At 54.7% G+C, this 18,181-nt stretch carries 20 protein-coding genes and 5 pseudogenes; 19 read left to right on the forward strand and 6 right to left on the reverse strand.

The window, feature by feature from the left end:
• Positions 1-10 precede the first annotated feature (10 nt).
• The 7 genes and pseudogenes from FHS21_RS15020 to FHS21_RS31540 form a co-directional block, all read left to right on the forward strand.
• A complete protein-coding gene (locus FHS21_RS15020; protein ID WP_183662503.1) occupies positions 11-1,525 on the forward strand; it encodes a hydrogenase large subunit in 1,515 nt (504 codons plus the stop codon).
• Between the two features lie 12 nt (positions 1,526-1,537).
• On the forward strand, positions 1,538-2,071 hold the full coding sequence (locus tag FHS21_RS15025) for an NADH-quinone oxidoreductase subunit B family protein (protein ID WP_183662505.1): 534 nt from the start codon (positions 1,538-1,540) through the stop codon (positions 2,069-2,071).
• Entirely contained in the window at positions 2,068-2,577 is a 510-nt protein-coding gene (locus tag FHS21_RS15030; protein ID WP_183662507.1) for a hypothetical protein, read from the forward strand. Before FHS21_RS15025 ends, FHS21_RS15030 begins: the two co-directional genes overlap by 4 nt.
• 98 nt (positions 2,578-2,675) lie before the next feature.
• Positions 2,676-2,894: a hotdog family protein gene (locus FHS21_RS31355; protein WP_312879883.1), complete on the forward strand. Its 219-nt coding sequence runs from the start codon at positions 2,676-2,678 to the stop codon at positions 2,892-2,894.
• A gap of 25 nt (positions 2,895-2,919) precedes the next feature.
• Positions 2,920-3,171, forward strand: coding sequence for an acyl-CoA thioesterase (locus FHS21_RS31360; RefSeq protein WP_312879884.1), 252 nt, complete (start codon positions 2,920-2,922; stop codon positions 3,169-3,171).
• A gap of 131 nt (positions 3,172-3,302) precedes the next feature.
• On the forward strand, positions 3,303-3,425 hold the full coding sequence (locus FHS21_RS31200) for a hypothetical protein (protein ID WP_281386101.1): 123 nt from the start codon (positions 3,303-3,305) through the stop codon (positions 3,423-3,425).
• Between the two features lie 139 nt (positions 3,426-3,564).
• A pseudogene (locus tag FHS21_RS31540) lies at positions 3,565-3,630 on the forward strand (hypothetical protein); the annotation flags it as partial.
• Positions 3,631-4,331: 701 nt separating this feature from the next.
• On the opposite strand, the gene FHS21_RS15045 reads toward FHS21_RS31540, so the two are convergent.
• The 4 genes from FHS21_RS15045 to FHS21_RS15060 all read right to left on the reverse strand — a co-directional run bounded on the left by FHS21_RS15045 (position 4,332) and on the right by FHS21_RS15060 (position 5,536).
• A complete protein-coding gene (locus FHS21_RS15045) occupies positions 4,332-4,556 on the reverse strand; it encodes a hypothetical protein (protein WP_183662509.1) in 225 nt (74 codons plus the stop codon).
• Between the two features lie 29 nt (positions 4,557-4,585).
• Complete coding sequence (locus FHS21_RS15050; protein WP_183662511.1) at positions 4,586-4,891, reverse strand: hypothetical protein; 306 nt, start codon at positions 4,889-4,891, stop codon at positions 4,586-4,588.
• Complete coding sequence (locus tag FHS21_RS15055; RefSeq protein ID WP_183662513.1) at positions 4,888-5,274, reverse strand: hypothetical protein; 387 nt, start codon at positions 5,272-5,274, stop codon at positions 4,888-4,890. Before FHS21_RS15055 ends, FHS21_RS15050 begins: the two co-directional genes overlap by 4 nt.
• 67 nt (positions 5,275-5,341) lie before the next feature.
• On the reverse strand, positions 5,342-5,536 hold the full coding sequence (locus tag FHS21_RS15060) for a hypothetical protein (protein WP_183662515.1): 195 nt from the start codon (positions 5,534-5,536) through the stop codon (positions 5,342-5,344).
• 130 nt (positions 5,537-5,666) lie between these two features.
• Between FHS21_RS15060 and FHS21_RS15065 the strand changes: the two genes are divergently transcribed.
• Together FHS21_RS15065 and FHS21_RS15070 are read left to right on the forward strand one after the other, a co-directional pair.
• A complete protein-coding gene (locus FHS21_RS15065; RefSeq protein WP_183662517.1) occupies positions 5,667-5,930 on the forward strand; it encodes a helix-turn-helix domain-containing protein in 264 nt (87 codons plus the stop codon).
• A gap of 133 nt (positions 5,931-6,063) precedes the next feature.
• Positions 6,064-6,824 (forward strand): annotated as a pseudogene (locus FHS21_RS15070) (YoaK family protein); the annotation flags it as partial.
• A 318-nt stretch (positions 6,825-7,142) separates the two neighbouring features.
• On the opposite strand, the pseudogene FHS21_RS30705 reads toward FHS21_RS15070, so the two are convergent.
• A pseudogene (locus FHS21_RS30705) lies at positions 7,143-7,326 on the reverse strand (PhnA domain-containing protein).
• 169 nt (positions 7,327-7,495) lie between these two features.
• Here FHS21_RS30705 and FHS21_RS15085 point away from each other — a divergent pair.
• Entirely contained in the window at positions 7,496-7,816 is a 321-nt protein-coding gene (locus FHS21_RS15085) for a hypothetical protein (RefSeq protein ID WP_183662521.1), read from the forward strand.
• A 73-nt stretch (positions 7,817-7,889) separates the two neighbouring features.
• Here FHS21_RS15085 and FHS21_RS15090 read toward each other — a convergent pair whose 3' ends face one another.
• Positions 7,890-8,672, reverse strand: a complete 783-nt coding sequence (locus FHS21_RS15090; RefSeq protein ID WP_183662523.1) for a putative universal stress family protein — start codon at positions 8,670-8,672, stop codon at positions 7,890-7,892.
• Between the two features lie 819 nt (positions 8,673-9,491).
• Between FHS21_RS15090 and FHS21_RS15095 the strand changes: the two genes are divergently transcribed.
• The 9 genes and pseudogenes from FHS21_RS15095 to FHS21_RS15135 all read left to right on the forward strand — a co-directional run bounded on the left by FHS21_RS15095 (position 9,492) and on the right by FHS21_RS15135 (position 17,885).
• Positions 9,492-9,716 (forward strand): hypothetical protein, encoded by a 225-nt coding sequence (locus tag FHS21_RS15095; RefSeq protein WP_183662525.1) that lies wholly within the window; start codon positions 9,492-9,494, stop codon positions 9,714-9,716.
• Positions 9,717-10,047: 331 nt separating this feature from the next.
• Positions 10,048-10,350 carry a DUF982 domain-containing protein gene (locus tag FHS21_RS15100; RefSeq protein WP_183662527.1) on the forward strand — a complete coding sequence of 101 codons (303 nt, stop codon included), beginning with the start codon at positions 10,048-10,050 and terminating at the stop codon, positions 10,348-10,350.
• A 222-nt stretch (positions 10,351-10,572) separates the two neighbouring features.
• Positions 10,573-10,913, forward strand: a pseudogene (locus FHS21_RS15105) (DUF302 domain-containing protein).
• Between the two features lie 343 nt (positions 10,914-11,256).
• The gene (locus FHS21_RS15110) at positions 11,257-11,961 is read left to right on the forward strand and encodes an IS6 family transposase (protein ID WP_183662529.1); all 705 of its coding nucleotides are present in this window, start codon (positions 11,257-11,259) and stop codon (positions 11,959-11,961) included.
• 526 nt (positions 11,962-12,487) lie between these two features.
• A complete protein-coding gene (locus tag FHS21_RS15115) occupies positions 12,488-12,793 on the forward strand; it encodes a type II toxin-antitoxin system RelB/DinJ family antitoxin (protein ID WP_183662531.1) in 306 nt (101 codons plus the stop codon).
• Positions 12,790-13,086, forward strand: coding sequence for a type II toxin-antitoxin system RelE/ParE family toxin (locus tag FHS21_RS15120; protein ID WP_183662533.1), 297 nt, complete (start codon positions 12,790-12,792; stop codon positions 13,084-13,086). The genes FHS21_RS15115 and FHS21_RS15120 overlap by 4 nt, the downstream gene beginning before the upstream one ends.
• A 124-nt stretch (positions 13,087-13,210) precedes the next feature.
• Positions 13,211-14,006 (forward strand): annotated as a pseudogene (locus FHS21_RS15125) (recombinase family protein).
• Between the two features lie 923 nt (positions 14,007-14,929).
• Positions 14,930-15,070, forward strand: a complete 141-nt coding sequence (locus FHS21_RS15130; RefSeq protein WP_183662536.1) for a hypothetical protein — start codon at positions 14,930-14,932, stop codon at positions 15,068-15,070.
• 1,153 nt (positions 15,071-16,223) lie between these two features.
• Entirely contained in the window at positions 16,224-17,885 is a 1,662-nt protein-coding gene (locus FHS21_RS15135) for an IS66 family transposase (RefSeq protein ID WP_183662538.1), read from the forward strand.
• Positions 17,886-18,181: the final 296 nt, after the last annotated feature.

Genomic DNA, 18,181 nt, shown 5'->3' on the forward strand with positions numbered 1-18,181 from the left:
GCTAGTCGACATGCCCTCACTTATCGATCTCATCCTGCAGGGCAGCCCGGTTGAACGCCATCGTCCCTGGCTGTCCGCCGTCGTCGATCAGACGGGCTGGGTAGCTGCGGCCGGTGCGCTGGCGGATGGTCACTGGACCCTGCTTGGTCTTTGGGGGGAAGCGAACGCAGTTCACATGGCGCTCCTCGAAGAGCCGACGGCCACGGTCGGTATCATCCGCCTGCAAGACCTTGAAGACGGCTATCCCTCGATCGCACGGTATCATCCGCCCGCACTTCGTCTGGAACGTGCGCTCCGAGATCTGGCCGGGCTCGAACCGCAAGGCATACCTGATCCGCGGCCGTGGCTCGACCACGGCCGTTGGGGCTTGCGGTCTCCATTGGGACGTCGCAGCGATGTACAGCCCATATCACCCCCTTATGAATTCCTGCCAGCCGAAGGAGCCGGTTTGCATCAAATCCCGGTTGGCCCAGTACATGCGGGTATTATCGAACCTGGACATTTCCGGTTCACCGCGAGCGGGGAGACCGTTGTCCGTCTCGAAGAGCGCCTCGGATATGTCCACAAGGGGATCGAGGCTCTTATGGCGGGAGTGGGCCTCGACCGGGCCGTGCGCGTCGCCGGTCGAACATCGGGCGACAGCACGGTCGCCTATGCCTTTGCTTTCTCGCGAGCTGCCGAATCTGCCTTGGAGATTGAGGTGCCGCCACGGGCCCTCTGGTTACGGGCGCTGATGGCCGAGTTGGAGCGGCTGGCCAACCATCTCGGCGATATCGGTGCCATCTGCAATGACGCTGCGTTTGCGCTGATGCACGCTCATTGCAGCATGCTGCGCGAGCGTGTCTTGCGCGCCGCCGATAGCGCGTTTGGCCACCGCATGATGCGCGATAAGATTGTTCCTGGCGGTGTCACAACGGATTTGAACGATGCGGGAGCGCTTGCCCTTCAGGCGCTCATTACCGAGATCAGACAGCGGTTCCCACCCCTGGTCGAACTCTATGACAATACCGCATCGCTGCAGGATCGAACCGTCGGGACAGGTGTGCTCAAACCTGACCTTGCCCGCCAATACGGCGCGGGCGGTTATGTCGGGCGAGCTTCGGGACGCAGTTTCGATGTCCGCCGCACTCTTTGCTATCCGCCCTATGATCACCTGCGCTTCGAGGTGCCCGTCCTCAAGGAGGGCGACGTCAATGCCCGCATCTGGATACGCATTCGCGAGGTCGAACAAAGCCTGTCGCTCGTCGAGCAGATGCTGGAACAACTGCCGGACGGCCCGGTGCGTGCCGGAATTCCGGACGCTCACCAACCGCGAGAGGGTCTGGCTATTGTCGAGGGTTTCCGAGGTGACATACTGGTCTGGCTGCGTCTTGTCGATGACGGCAGGATTGATCGCTGCCATTTGCGTGATCCGTCATGGTTCCAGTGGCCGCTACTCGAGGCGGTGATCGAGGGCAATATCGTTGCCGACTTCCCGCTTTGCAACAAATCGTTCAACTGTTCCTATTCCGGTCACGATCTATAAAGGCAAACCGTCATGCGCAAACTCTTCTTTGAAAGCCTGATCCGGCCACCGCTGACAGAACAGCTGCCACAACCGGATGACGCAACCCTTATCGCGCTCGCGGTGGCCATCGAAGAGACGGCCCGCCAGCGTCTCGGCCACAGCCTGTCGATCCGCGCGGTCGATGCCGGATCCTGCAATGGCTGCGAGCTGGAGTTACACGCCCTCAGCAACGCTTTTTACGACATCGAACGCCTTGGCATCCGGTTTGTCGCCTCGCCCCGGCATGCCGATGTGCTGCTCGTGACCGGGCCCGTTACCCAAAACATGCGCGAGGCCTTGGAGCGAACCTACAATGCGACGCCCAATCCCAAATGGGTCATCGCCATCGGCGGCTGTGCTCTTGACGGCGGTTGCTTTGCGGGCAGCTATGCTGTTGTCGGCGGTGTCTCGGAAGTGGTGCCGGTCGATCTCCACATTCCAGGCTGCCCGCCGCCGCCGATCGATATACTGAAAGGATTGCTCGCGCTATTGAACCATATTAACATGAGGACCAGTGTCCTGTGAGGGCAGGATCCATAATCCGGCTATTCCAGGCTGGGCTTGTCGCGGCATGCGCACAACTCATGGCCGTTGCAATGGCGGCGCTTTTGGTTTTTTTGGTCACACGCTCCGGATTGATAGCTCCGACTTTGGCGGAGATTTGCCCTAATGCTGAGTCATTGCCGGCTTCTGTCTCGCCTCTGCTGACCTGGATCTATCTTCTGACGGCAATCGGAATTGCACTGACCAGTAACCATTTTGTCGATTTCACCGCTGCGCATATCCGCCGTGCGTCCCGGCTGATGCAGCCAGCCGAACCGGATCACGCGAGCAAAGCCCTGCTGGTCCAGCTCTGGCTGGCGGCAATCGGATTTGCAATCCTCACACTTCGGTCGCCGCCGCATGCGTGGATCGAGGTGGGTCGCTATTATGAAGGCGCCTGCGCCGCGTCAATTGCTTGGTCGGGCGGGATGAGTATCGGCCTTGCGTGTTTCGGCGCGAATGCACATGCCGCGCGGAAGGCATTCTGATCAGCGAAGTTGTTCATGGCAGCGGAGATTGATGCCCGCAATCAAGTTGGCTCACTTCCACTGGCGTCGCCCGATGCAAAGTCGGAAAGGGAACCGAAATGCGCGATCAAAGCGATTTACCCGTTGATGACGGGGCCGCACTGGCCGGGAGCCTAACCGAGACCGGGCACCTGCTCGAAGCCCGCGTCTATTATGCCAATACCGATTTTTCCGGTACGGTCTATCATCCACGCTATCTCGAATTCCTCGAGCGGGGGCGGATCGAGTATTGCGGCTGGTCGGCGTGCATCACGCTGAGCTTGCTGAAGGCAAGGTGACCAGGTCATCTGGATGATGCGGCGGATGAAGATCGAATTCCGGCAGCCCGCGCGAGTGGACGATATTCTCACCATCGAAACTAAAACGGCTGTGATTTCCGGCGCGCGCGCAATTTTGCTGCAAACGATCCGGCGCGGCACCGATGTTCTAGTCGAGGCACGGGTCGAATGCGCCCTCGTTGATAGGGATGGCCGTCCGCGGCGTTTCCGAAGGAGTGGGGACTGCTGTTTCGTCCACAAAATGCTTGAGCCGGAAAAATGCTGCAAACCAGTCTGAACTTTCATGATGTATACCGTAGACTGAAATGGGCACTTAGTTTACGCGGTCGAACCCGATCCCCGGGAAAAAGCCGATGGCGTGACCGACCCAGATGTTATGCCCGAAATTGAATAATAGGAACACGGTTGATGATTGTATTCAGGCCTATGCGCGCCAGCGAGTTTGCAAAATATCTGCGCTATTTCATTCCGGATTACGAGGCGGAAATTTCGACGAACTATGGCCTGAACGATACCGCTGCTTTCGTGTAGGCAAAACGAGAAATCGCTGAGGATCTGGCCGATGGTCCGGACACACCAGATCAAGTGTGCTCTGCATCACCGACGATGAGCGCGGAAGGGACATTGTCTTGGTTATGTTTGGTACCGCCCGGATAAAAATTCACGTTCGGCTTTCGTCAGTGATTTCCATATTCTTCCAGCGCATCAGGGCAATGGCTATGGAAGAGAGCGCTGACCGCTCTGGAAGCCGGTCTTTCCGAAAAAGGTTTTGAACAAATTCGGCTGCGCGTTGCCGCCGACAATGAACGCGCACATCATATCTACCGGACTGGCGGATTTCGAACCACCTGATTAACATGAGCAAGTGGATCGGCAAGACATGACCACCTCCAGGCCAGATACGAAGGCGTATTTGGTGCCAAGCGCTCTTGTTTATCCATGCGTGGCAAAATGCCCACCGTCGCGACGTGTATCTGCTGAGCTCGAGACGCTGGTGAGTTCATGATGCAGGATCAATTCATGAACTATCGTCGGTTTTTCGAAGACGCGACTGACCAAATGCACGCTGAAAAGCGCTATCGGGTCTTTGCTAGTCCGGACGAATCGCCGGGGGACGCTCCTCCGCGAACTTTTAGATATAGCCTTTAGATCACGACGCTTTCCACGAGAGATCGTGGTAAAATATACTCCAAAAATGGAGGGCTTAATTATGGCATTTCCTGACAAACATGAACACCAGAGGGATTGGAAAATATCGCAAACGACACACTCGTTACTTTGAGTATCGCGACACCAATAGCGATATTGGTATACATTATCCTGCAGATGTGGACGCCATAAGACGACCGCTCGCCGCAGTCGCTGCCAAGCGCTGGCGAACTAGCGTTTCTTTTGATCGGCTCGACTTGCCTTCATACGCGATAGAGCTTTAGCAATCTATTCTCGCCTCGGAGCCGCAGGGTTCTCTTCCACATTTGCTTGTTCCGCTTTCAGTCGCTCCTCTCGCAGGTGAGCAGTCTTTTCACGAACCTGCGCGCGCTCTTGCTTGATAGCGTTCATGACCTGATCTGAAGTCTGGTAAAGCTTGGCGTCCCATGCATTTGGCTGGATGATCGGTTGCACGCCAATGGGCGGTGGTGTTGGTCTCTTACGTTTGGCCATTGCGTTCTCCGGCGTTTAAAGCGATGCGCCTACTCCTCCAAGAGCGCACCAATTCCACCTTTTTCAACCAATTGGTAAAATACGTTGAACGCATCATGATCCGTGGGAAGCGTGTTGCCGCAAATTCTCGACTTCCCTTCCTCGGACACAACTTCCAATGTCCAGGATGCATCCTCGGCCGAAGGAGTTGCTCTGTAAATCCGAACGTCCACCGCGATTCCACTTCGAGCAAACCTGCCAGAAATGGGGGACACTTCCATTTTAGGGTAACGCTTATCATTCATTGTATCGGCAAAATGCCGATCGAAGCGCCGCCTGCGGGCCGCCGGGATCATTGTTGGGATTCTAATTGGAAGCGCGCCATCCATTTAGCGGCTTCACCTTGCGCTAGTTCGAGCGTTCTGAACGGTCCAATCAGTGCATGCTGAGCCGCGTTGTTGTAGACCTGAACATAGCGAAGGCCGCTGGATGTGACGATGCCAACGGACGACGGTGTGATTGGTTCCCTGTTCAAATCTTCGATCATGTCGTTGACCTCAACCTCATCTGTGATAGGCGTTGCCGAAGTCTCCGGTTTGTTGGTCGAACTCTCCGGATCGCTCTCCGTCGACTGATAGGCGCGCAAATCAATATCGCTCCAGATCGACTGTACGGTTGACTTCTGCTTTCGGCGGCTGAGCTTGATTTCGACGGCAAACGGCTGCTTTTGTGGCTTCATCACATTTCCTGCTGTTCACCGGTACTGCGGCCGCAGCTAGGTGCGTCAAGATGCAAAGGCCGCCGCCTCAGCGATCCGCTTCGGTATCCATTCCTTGCTTTTGCGCTTCCAGTTTGTTCAGGAGCTCGGCAAGTTCCTCTGCATCCTGCTGGTTCATGCCAACGATGGTGCGACTGCCCATTTCCGCCGCCCGTTCCGTTTGAGCGTCAATCACGGTCCACGTATCGTTATGTTCCTGCTGTGGGCGGTATCGCTCAGTCATGGAGTTATGATAACGTCCGACGCGCCCTCTGCCAAGAGGGCGAACGTATTTTATCATTTCATATTGATGTTTCACACATCAGTGATAGGATGCAATATATTATTGTTCATCTATCAACACGGATATCATTGTGATCACAGCAAACCAATTGCGGGCTGCGCGCGCGCTTCTTGGCATCGATCAGAAAACCCTGGCGGAAATGGCAGGCGTCTCTGTGCCGACCATACAGAGAATGGAAGCCAGCGAGGGCGATGTGCGGGGGATCGTCGACAGCCTGATGAAGGTCGTCGGCGCCCTTGACCGGGCGGGGATCGAGTTGATCGGCGAGCACGCGCGCAGCGATAGCGGCGGTCGAGGGGTGAGGTTTCGCCATCTACCGCAAAAACTCAACTAGACACCAAGAGTATCATTCGGGCCGCGTCTTCTGACAATGGCCAGACACCGCAAGTCCGAAAGCCAACACCGTCCCCGGTTTTAATAGTTCTCGCCCTGGCCCACCCATCATCATAATTAATGCTGTTTGAACGATGATCCCATATTTGCGCAGGCTTGCGGGCAGAGAGCGGTTCGAGAAGTCTGATCGGCATCTTGCCCGGTTCCTGACCTTTGTTGCGGGAGCAGCGAATGCTGGGGGCTTTCTGGCGGTTCACCGATATACCTCGCACATGTCGGGCATCGTCTCGTCGATGGCCGACAATCTGATGCTTGGCGAAATTGACCTTGCACTAGCCGGGCTTGCAGCCTTTTTGTCTTTGTCACGGGCGCTGCCTGTTCAGCGGTCCTGGTTAATTGGGGTCGTCGCCTGAACCTGCAAAGCGAATATGCCCTGCCGCTGGTGTTTGAGGCTGTACTGTTGATCTGCTTCGGTGTGCTCGGCAGCAATCTCGGACAGCACGAAGGGTTGTTCGTGCCGGCAACGGTGATGCTGCTTTGCTTTATCATGGGCCTGCAGAACGCGATCATGACCAAACTCTCGGGTGCAAGAATCCGCACCACCCATGTCACAGGTCTGGTGACCGACATGAGCATCGAACTTGGCAAGCTCTTCTATTGGAACGCCTCACGGCACGATTCGGGCAAACCTTTCGTCAGAGCCGACCGCAAGAAACTCAAGTTGCTCGCTTCGCTTGTTGGGTTGTTCTTTTCCGGGGGCGTGGCCGGTGCAATAGGCTTCAAGCAACTTGGCTTCGCCGCATCACTCATCCTTGCCGCTATCCTTTTGACGCTGGCAATCGTGCCTGTTCTCGACGATTTAAACGTCAGGTTGAAGCATGCCTGGCGAAAAGATCTCTGACCCATCAAACAGGCCTCTCCGTGCGCCACTGATCGCGGGCGTTCGCCATGATATCGGAACTGCATCCATTGTCATAAATAGGACCATATCGATAGGCTTTGGAGGCTACAGGAGGGGTCGCCGTATAAGAAATTCGAACCTGAAGCATGATGAAACGAATGACCATCAGGCGTACCTCACCCCGATTTGGTGCTCATCTTGCCGCTCCTATTCCTGACGTGATCAAGCAGTAGGCTCTGCGAGGGCATGCCAGCGCTCACCATTTGGACCAGTGTATCGTAGAACGGATGATATATTCTGCTGTCACTCCCATTATCTCTTCTTGAGGAATTCCGTTTTGAGCACCAAGCCTTTAACCTGCTTGGTGTTGCACTCGACCTCACCGGAATTTCCGGTCAGTCGAGGTACCCTTGACCTTTAGGTCTTTGATCACTGTTACGGAATCACCGTCATTCAACTGGTTGCCATTGCTGTCACGGACGACGTTGTCACTCATTGTATTTCCCTCATCAACCTGCCTCAACCCTAGCTTGCAGACTCTGGACGATGCTCCAAGCTGTGGGACTATCGATTAGATATTTCCCACCCCCCTGATCAATCCTATCACCGCGACTTTGGTGGTTAAAACCGAGTACGCAATGGGTGAACCTTACGAAATTTGGGATGTGAGCACCGACAAGGACCGCTGGTGGGTCATCACAAACATGACCAACCTCTATTCTCAGCGCCACTTCCCCAGTCTTGACTACATCCTGTCCTTTCACGTTGGCCTGATGATGCGCGTCGCGAGTCGGGATGATCACGCCGGTAATGGCGAGCCGACACCGTTTGAGGAAGTTTTCCGTCGGCAGAACCAGGCCGCCGATCTGCTGGAGAGGGCTGTGGAAGCACTCGATTTTCAGGCTGTTGGAATTCGAAACGTGCCTTCGCTACCGATCAAACCGCACGGCAATCGCTGTTATCGGCAGTTGTCGCCGACGGGATGACTGGCAGGCGGCATCGACCCAATTGTGAATTAATAACGCTGGGCCTTCCAATATCGGAGCCGGCTGGTTCAGATCAATGTGACATCACCACGGGCATCGAGATGTTATTAAGAAGTTGTTCGGAGGCACCCCCAAATACGGATTCCAGCAAAGGTGAATGTCCGTAGGCCCCGGCGACGATCAAATCGGCGTCATCGCGATCCAGACTTGCGAACAGCGCGCTGATCGCATCGATCTTGCCGGTGTCCCGCCAACCATCGACCGTAGCTTTGATCCCATGTCGTTGGAGGTGAGCCACCACGTCCAGCACGTCGGATCGGCGTGGATCGAAGCTTGCGTCGAAGACAAAAAGCGCGACACTCTCAGCTTTGATGAGCAGCGGCATTGCGTCATGGAGCGCGCGTGTCGATTCCCGGCTGAAATTCCACGCCAAGAGGATGCTCCGCCCGATCGGCTCCTTGGCGTTCCACCCGGTCGGCAAGATGAGCATCGGGACGCCCGACGTGAGCAGCACGTCTTTGGGGACTGCTGCGGCCGCAAGATGAGCGTTGTCCGAATGGGGCTGGCTGGCGACGATGAAATCCGCGCAATGCGAGAAAAGCTGCTGCGCAGTTGTGGCTGAAGTACCGGCCACCCGGCACTCCGCTTCCACCCCAGCGATCCGAACCATGTTCTCAAACGTGTCCTGGATAGCAAGCGCCTGTTCGCGTCTTTCGCCTTCGAAAGCTTCACCCGTGCTGATGTCGACGCCGATCAACTTCGCCTTGTGTTGTTTGGCTATTTTGATCGCAGTCTCGACCCTCGGCTCGTTTAGGTCGCTGGCATCTAGGTAGACGACAATATCCTTATACGACATAGTTTCCTCCGCTAAAAAGGCGCTCTAGGGTCCTTCCAAAGCGCGCGGAAAAGACACCTGCGTAGAGCTTCCAAGTGCAGCGATGATTTCTTCAGCTCAATCACTAGCATCTAAATTGCACATCAGCATTGCGCTGGATCAAATGTGGATCCCACCTATTTATCTCAGGGCGCGCATGGCATCGAGGATGACGGCCAGATCGATCATAGCCGAAAGCCGCGAATACATTTCACGACGCCAACGGGGGCGATCTCATGGTCTTTTGTCTGGCCTGGCATAAAGCGAACCTGGTCGTCCAACTTCTCCAACTGACGACGTGCACACCTGGAAGGCATTGATTGCGAAGGCGAAATCCACGTACTCGATTTGGCGGTATGTGCTCGACTGCGACGTGGCGACCCTCCGGCAAAAAAGCCATCCCTACAGCTTATTAAGATCAAAAGAATCGGGGTGCTATATGATGCGAAGCCAAAACCGGGGAAATGTATCGTTGTTATTTGGCGGAGTGAGCGACGTTTGATAGAAGAAATCCAAGCGAGTTTGGAACAAAAAACAAGAACTTGCGGTCAATGAAGGATAACAGCCAAACCCGCGAAATGGCCAAAGCGGCTTTGAAGTCCAATTCAAAATTATATGAGGTAACGGGTTTGTTGATTTTGAATCCACAATCAATGAGAGAGGCACGGCGATGCTAGGCGACGCGGGTACGCCGCCCGCTATGCCGGTTCGTTTGATCAATATCAATGCGCAGATAGCTACAGAAAACTAAACATCCCCCTTTCCGCGGGCGCATTGCTTTAATCATAGTTGGAACGAGTCATGCTTAAAATGAGTGATTTGTCAGAAGATGAGTGGCAAGCGTTGAGGGGCTTCAAGCACAAAGGCATCATTAAGCAATGCCAGATGCTTGCCCGGCTGAAAAGTCTTGTTGCATTGGTAGAAAGGAAGAATGGAATGCACCTTTCAAGACGTGCCCAGCAGCTTGTCATTGAGCGCACGGCGCGTATCGGTCGCGCGTGCAACCGAACACAGCGATATCTGTAATCGCACATTTGTGTCGGATCCCCTTGTTTGCTCCAGGTATTCTAAGCTGAACATGCAGCGAGCATTCCGAAACGGGCAATTCACTACACATATTCCGATGGCGGTTTCTTCCACTGAGCGCGCAAGATTGCCCAATTTCACTCCTGGGACAAAAACTGGGCGCCGCTGCGTCGGTTGGAAGTTTAGCGCTTGCAAGATCGATGCGGGGGAAATGGCCCAAGTTTGCGCTATATCAATGACCGCTTTTGAATTTGGTGAGCTGATCGACCATGCGAAGCCCAATGACGGACTTTGCTAAAAGCCAGGGAGGCTCGCTCGGGGAGTTGAGCATATGCCAAAACAGCCGTTTTCATCTGTCAACATAGAACTTGATAGCAAAACGCAAATTGTTTCTTCCGTAGAGCAGGCCGCGGGCGTGTTGGTATTCAGGTGGCCCCATAAAGATGGACCATACTACAAGAGGGCATTGCGAACATGCATGGATGCCTATGCCGGGAGATCATCGATTGACTGTGCCAGAACTGCATTTATCGACGCAGCGCTGGAGGTAGATATTTACGTCAGCCAACGTCTTGTTCGCCAACGCAATTGGCAGCACGCATTGGCGCGAGAAAGCAGAATGTTCGAATTTTGAGGGCACCTGGCATGATTGTAGTTAATTCGAGAATCCCTCCAACTTCATTATCATATCATTAAATGCAGCTGTGAAGCATGAACGGCCGAGTACCGCGCGACAGCTGCGGATTGAGCTGGTTTCAAGACATGGGTCATCACAAGATTTAAAATTGGGCTGCGGCTTAGTTTGCGCTGGATCAACACCAATCGATGATCATTTCAGGGCGAAGAATTCAGCAAGATCGTTGAGAGGACCCGCGCAGCGCTTGCCGCCGAAGGCTTTGGCATTCTCACGGAGATTACGTCAAGACGACGTTGAAGAAGAAGATAAACGAGGACGTCGCAAACTACCTTATCCTAGGCGCCTGCAATCCGAAGATGGCTCACGAAGCCATGAAAATTGAACCCCAAGTGGGTGCTATGTTGCCTTGCAATGTGATAGTTCGATCGACCGGCGTAGACCAAGTTATGGTCAGCGCGATCGATCCAGTAGCCTCGATGCTGGCCATCCCAAACGATCGTCTCAAGGCATTGGCTGGGCAAGTCCGCGCAATGCTTGAAATGGTCGTTTCCACTATCTGACTTGGCCAGAGGGCGAGCATATCTTCTTCGAAGACTCGGGGCTTGACGCGGCTCACGCTCCGTTCACTCGACGCTAAGAAAGCTCCTCACGCAGCATCAAACTGAGCGCCAAGGTTGGAGATAGGAGAAACGCAGTGCTGTACAATGTGGCAGGCACCGGTCGGCGATGACTTCGGCTGGAAAACGATGGCGGCGATACAGAGGCGAGCAAGCGTTGTTCATAAAGCATTGTCGGTCATCAAAATAACCGGCAAGTTAAGGTACAGTGCCTTCCAGCTGCATCTGGTGAAAGGGTGTTGTCACCTTGTTTATGGCTTAAGGTTTGCAGGGTAGAAGCAGAGGTATGAAGCAACCTCGCATCAGCTATAAGAATTATCGATTTCCACCACAGATCATCGCTCATTCAGTTTGGCTCTATTTCCGGTTTCCCTTGAGTCTGCGTCTGGTCGAGGAAATGTTGCTGGAGCGTGGTATTGTGGTTTCGTACGAGACAATCCGGCGTTGGGGAAAGAAGTTCGGTCCGCACTACACGCATCGCCTTCATCGCAAGCAACCGGGCCGTGATGATATCTGGCGCCTCGACGAAATGGTCATCAGCATCAATGGCAGAAAGCACTGGCTATGGCGTGCTGTTGATCAGGACGGATATGTCCTCGATGAAATTGTCCAGAGCCGCCGCAATACCAAGGCAGCGAGGCGATTGCTCAAACGACTGCTGAGAAAACAAGGCATGGCGCCCAAGCGCATGATCACCGACAAACTGCGTTCTTACGGAGCTGCCCGCCGTCAGCTCATGGCCCACGTCGAACATCGGTCGCACAAAGGGCTGAATAACCGGGCGGAGAACTCCCACGTGCCGTTGCGAAAACGGGAGAGAGTGATGCAGGGCTTCCGTTCGCCGGGCAGCCTGCAGCATTTCGTTTCGATCTTCTCTGCAGTCCGCAATCTCTTCGTTCCACCCCGCACAAGCCAGTCCGCATTTCAAATTCACTTGCATCGCCTCGGCGCCATGGCCGAGTGGAAAACCATGACCGAAGCACTCGCCTGAAAACCCAGATCACTGCTTCCATACATTCTTTGCCAACAAGGTGACAACGCCGAATCAACGGATGGCAGCTTCATGCCACTTGAATCAGAATTCGCTGTGCTTGAAAATCTATCTGCCCGGAAATCTGCCCCGCTTACCCGGATTTGAAATTTCACAGTCGAACGTTTCGTGGATGGTCGTGCATTGTTTTTACTTAATATTTGTTGCTATCCCGCATCTAACCCACGCTTCCCTTCTTCTCGACTGACTATAAAATGAATTCCATGGATGGTTCCCTCTGCCGATTCTGCAACCGAAGCGATATGCGTCTCTGTGGTCGTCCAAACACCCGTTTTCCTTGTATTTCGGCGGTTTGGGCGGCTATAGGGCCGCTCCTTTCCTATTATCGGCATTTTCAAACGACCGTTTATCCATAACTTCCGATATTGTACAAACCGCCGCTTTTGAAGCTGGACCGACGCTGTCTCATCTGGCATTTGTGATTCATATGCATTACATTATCCAAGCCAATGATGGAGATTCAAAGATGCCCTCAAACGCTTTGGTCCAGACACGAATAGACGCAGAGGTGAAGGAGCGTGCCACAGCGGTTCTGGAGGCCATGGGCCTTACGGTCTCAGATGCAGTCCGTATCCTATTGACACGCACTGCCAGGGAAGGTGCCTTGCCTCTGGAACTTATTAGCAACAGCAGCGTCTATGACGCGTGGTTTCGAGCAAAAGTGCAACAAGCCCTCGATGACACGCGACCGGACACTGACGACGCCGATGCCGAGGCTAATTTTGCGAATCGACGCTCCGCGGCGCTACGTAAGGCGGCGACCTCTCAGTGACGAAGCTCGTTTGGGCGCAATTCGCTCTGTCCGATCGCGATGACATTTTCACGTATATCGAAGCCGAAAATCCGCGAGCAGCGATCCATGTAGATGAGCAAATCGTCTTGGCGGCCCGCCGGCTTCTAGACTTTCCAGAGAGCGGAAGGCCCGACCGTCTCGCCGGGACGCGTGAATTAGTCATTCCCCGACCGCCATATATTGCTGCTTACGCTGTGACAGCCGATATGGTCCGCGTCCTGCGCATTCTTCACAGCGCGCAAATGTGGCCAGATGAGAATACCATAAAATAGACTCGCCCACATCTCTGTCCGTTCGCAGGCGCATTCAAAATTGGTTCCCAGCCAAAAGAAACCGATCAATCTCCTCATCGGCTACGCCCGCGTTTATACGGAACATCAGGCCAACGACGCACAGATGATCGAGTCGAGGGCGGCCGGTTGCGACACGCTCTATGAAGAGCGCCGCACTGGTGCTTCACAGGCGCGTCCGGTGCTGGCAAAGCTGATCGACAAAATTAGACGCGGCGACGCATTGGTCGTGGTGCGAATCGATCGTCTGGCACGCTCTGTCAGCCACCTGCTCGCTGCCATCGAGGAGTTGGAGGACAATAAGGCGCATTCCCGCTCGCTGCACGATCCGATGTTTTCGCTATAGATTCCTGGTGCCGTGGCGCAGCTCGAGTGGGCGCTTATTTCCGAACGGACGAAGGCGGGGGTTAAAGCAGCGAAAGCCCGCGGTAAGTTTCTTGCAACCCCGGCTTCCGTGAACTGCGCCGAATCCGCTTGCTAAGGCGTCGCGGCACGAGAAGGAGCCATCGCGCGGATTTCACCGCAACCATGTCATCATGGTTGCCAATCGTGCAACGCATGCGGCCGGATCATCCCTGAGAAGACGTGGCGCGGAGTCTTAACTGCGAGACAGGGCAGAAATGGTCGGTTGATCGCCTACGTCGTTCGGTCAAACGGCTGGTGCGCGAGGGATTTGCTGATCCAGGATTGATTGTCCCCTCACCTCGGCGCACGCCGCAAGAACGATTGATGCCACTGATCGCCGGGATTGCCAACACCAACCCGGATCTAACATTCCTTGATATTGCAAGGCAGCTTGTGGCGATGCACGAGTGACAGCGCGCGGATCATCGACACGGGCAGCTTCGTCGGTAAAACACCTGCTTGACCGGGCCAGAATTGTTATACAGGCCAGAAATTGACGTTATTTGCCCCGTTCATTCTATTAGATTAGAGAAATCCATGGCTACTGATTGGGCCGCCACGCAACAGGAACAGCGGATTTGGTGATAGATGTCGCGAAGGATGCGGACACTGCGTCTCGGCGTATCCGATCTGAACGTTGCACAGGCGTCCCGGCTATAAAGAATGGTGGAATCGGGAACCCAAGACTTCAATCGGATTGTCGAACTCTTGAACAAGCACGCCCTGGACGAGAGTTTCATTGTCGCTGCCGAAACCATCGAAGACACTTAGACCAATCCCGCGGTTGCAACGGCGAGCAGGCTAAGACTATCCCGTGGCCTTGGATTCCATCGACATCGAAGCACCTGATGATCGAAATAATGCATAAGGCCAACGCAACAACGAAAGCAGCTAGCGCCGATGCATGCTTGAGCCGCTACGATCTCCAGAGATTTCGTCACCATATCTTGATGACACGTTTGCTAGGTATCCTCGTTCCGGATGAAACAACTAGGGCGAGGACAGAGTTTGAGAGTCACGGACAACATCGTTTGGCAGAAAACCGGCATTGGAGCAAAAGAGCCCTCGCACTTGTTCACGGCGATTGCACCGAACGGTATCGATATCGGCCGGATCTATCGCATCGATGGCGGGCCACTCAGCGGCCGCTGGCGCTGGATTTTTCTGCTTGGTCATTCGCAGTTCCGCCAAGGAATGATGAGCGGCGACCAGGCGTCGAGGCAACGGGCCGCGGCCCAGGTTGGAAAGACATACGAGCACCATCTCGAAACACCGGGCTGCGCCGGCGGGGTCAAATCCGGATACCGCCAAAAAAGCAATCAAATTAAGACCCAGCAATTTGACATATTGGCGCTCTCCATTCAGGTTATGGTCTGGGCTGGAACATGCACTTCGGATTGCGCCCAAGCGGTGGAGACAGATGAGAGAACGGTACCTCTTCTTCCTCGCGCTGGTCATGGGATTTGCGCTGCTGGCTGCACTCGCTTTTTGTTCGACGGAGGATGCGCCACCCAACCTCGGTCCCACGACTCCGCTGCAACAGCCAGGAACCGGCGGATAACCAATCCCTTGTACCTACGATCGCGTACACGGCCACCTACTACGGATGCGCGCCACTTGCCTTCTACCCCGCCATCAGCATTGGCCCTGCGCAAAGCTCCCTGCCCTCGCCTTTTCCGTCAAAGGCTCACCTAAGCGACCGAATTGATGTTCAAGGTTCGCTGCAGGATACACTTGACCAAAGACATCGAGTGCATCCTCAGAGCTAGGGGCAAATGCTCGGATGGCCCTCACCGGGCGGGGCGTCATCTGGTCCGGTCAGTTGCAGGTTGTTCGAAAAAGCATCCTCAAAGACCGCCCAGATGACATCCTTTCTTTCTGCCCTTAAAATCTTTGACAGATGTCAGGGTGGATTTGCACACACGCTGGTCGACTATCAGGCAACGTTCTCGCCCTGCTAGCGCATTCGGAGCAGCGCCCATAAGAATTGGCCCAAGGGAAAATTCTCCGCCCGCTCTTCGACGTTAGATCTCGTAGATATCCACCAGCCGAATTGATGTATCCTTCCAGCTCGCAGAATTATGGACTACAACAATCCTGACAGAAATCGCGGCCGTTAAAGCGGCCAGAGCAAGGCACTGGAGTTCTCAGCTGAGAACTTTTAGGGAACCGACTGCTTCGCCATTGGTAAACGAAGGCGACCTCATGAAAGTTCTCAGCTGAGAACTTTCATGGCAAGAACTCAGTGAACCCGCCCCAACCGACTATCAAATCCGGTTTTGCGCGGGCCTTCTTGTTCCGTATAAAGCGACGCTCATAACATTTATCGGAGTTTTCATTCCATTTTTGAACATTCTTGTAAAAAGAATAGACTGAAGTTTTCCCTGAAGAGACCGGCTTAAACGCGAAGGGCAGGGGGCTCCACACTTCCGAAAACGTTGACAGACGCGGTCCTTTCGTGACATCGTCGTTTTCAAATCAGATGCTCGCGCGCTCGCCCCTCGTTCAATCTCCCACATGCTATAGCCGCCATCCTGCAGTCCATCAGACGGAAGTTATCCCGCTCTTGGCTTCCGTTGCGAAATAAAGTTGACGAATTATCAATGCACTAGCTTTCAAGCTTTTTCCTTGATTGGAGACGGCAATGGGTAGGCGGGGCAAATTGCGGGGCGAGCCGGATTCCCAACAGTAGTGATTTATGATTCAACGAGCTTATGAAGCTGCCACCGGTTGAATCTGTCGAGACTTTGTCGCTCGGTGCGATGCGCAAACTCGTTGTCGGGTTGGTTTGCAAGGCCCACAAGACGGACGCGGAATTTGCGGAACTTCGTGTCGAGAACCAAAGCCTGCGTGAAGACAATGAACAGCTCCGACTGGACAATGACCGCTTGCGGCTTGAGAACCAGATGCTGCGGGACGAGATCGCCCGCCTGAAGAACCTTCCGCCGCGGCCGCCCTTCCCGTCATCCGGTATGGAGAAGGCAACACAGCCGCCGAAGGCCGAAATGCCGAGCAAGGGCCCGGGGAGAGGCGCCAAGCGCGACCATAGTCGGGTAACCCGCGAGGTGACCTTGAAAGCGGATGTTCCGGAAGGCTCGCGTTTCAAGGGCTACAGGACCATTCTAGTGCGCGAGCTGGTTCTGGCATCTGAAGTTGTACGTTACAGGCGAGAACGCTGGGTCACCCAGGACGGCAAGATAATTCTTGGGGCCTTGCCAGATGGCATCATCGGTGGCGTCGGGCCAAGCTTGCGGCGCTTCTGCCTGGCCATGCATGCCGAAGGCCAGATAACAATGGAGCGACTGACCTCGATTCTGAACGGGATCGGCGTTGATATTTCCAAGCGGCAGGTGGTGCGCATGTTGACGGCGGATCTCGACCGGTTTGCCGCGGAAGATCATGCAGTCCTGCATGCCGGCCTTGTATCAGCGCCATACATCACCGTCGACGATACCGGTGCCCGCCATTGCCGGCGCGATGGTGTGACCACCCAGATCGGCGGTGAGCGTTTTACAGTATTCCGCACCGGCTGGTCGAAATCGCGATTGAACTTTCTGTCGCTGCTGCGGGCAGGCCATGAAGACTATGTCATCAACGATGCAGCGATCGACTATATGCGCACCCGACAGATCGATCCTGCCCTGATCGCAAAGCTGGATGCTCGTCCGCAAAAGGTCTTGTCCTCACAGGCGGCGTGGCTGGAACATCTGGCAAGCTGCTCCATCGATATCTTCGACAAGCAGCGGGTGCGGCTATTGAGTGAGGCAGCCATCTGGGGAGCCATTCGCCATCATGGGTTGATGGGCAAGACCGTTGTTGTCTCTGACGATGCCGGGCAGTTCCGTATCGCTAACCATGCATTGTGCTGGGTGCATGCCGAACGGCTCATACACAAGCTGATGCCGGCAACGCCGAAACAGGCGAAAAGCGTCGAAATGATCCGCGATCTCATCTGGTGCTTTTACCGGGCACTGAAGGTGTGGAAAGACAAACCCTCTCCGGGAGCAGCACAGGCGTTCCGGGCTCGCTTCGACCGAATATTCACCCTACGCACCGGCTTTGAACTGCTCGACCAGTTGCTCGCACGCCTGCACCGGCGCAAAGGCGAATTGCTGAAGGTCCTCGAGAAGCCAGAGATCCCGCTGCATACCAATGCCTCCGAGAATGATCTGCGCGCCTGTGTCACCAAGCGCAAAATCTCCGGCGGCACCATGAGCATAAAAGGCCGCCTAGCACGTGATGTAATGCTCGGTCTGGTGAAGACCTGTCGCAAGCTCGGTCTTTCCTTTTACACCTACCTCGGTGATCGTCTTGGTCTCGACCCAGTCAATCAGGGGATTCCACCCCTGGCCGATTTGGTCGCCAGGCTCACGTAAGGTTGGTAAGCTGGGATTGATTTCCTAGGTAAACGGAACCGCCGACGCTCCGGGCGCTGAGGTATTTTCTTGAAGCAGTTCAAAATGTAACGAGGGCGTTCATCTTGAGGCAAAGCCTGGTGTGTAAAATGTCTTGTCGGCTTGAACATCGCAGAAATTCAGAAGACTCATCCGTTTGAAGCGAATTCGAAAATTCGTCGCAATCTATCCTCTGATGATGGAAGCAGGGTTTGAATCGACCGTTAATGAAGAAGAGCCATGGGACCGGCTGTGCATACTTTGAAGACGTACCTCGC

It is taken from the genome of Phyllobacterium trifolii, from assembly GCF_014192095.1.
Taxonomy (GTDB): Bacteria; Pseudomonadota; Alphaproteobacteria; order Rhizobiales; family Rhizobiaceae; genus Phyllobacterium; species Phyllobacterium trifolii.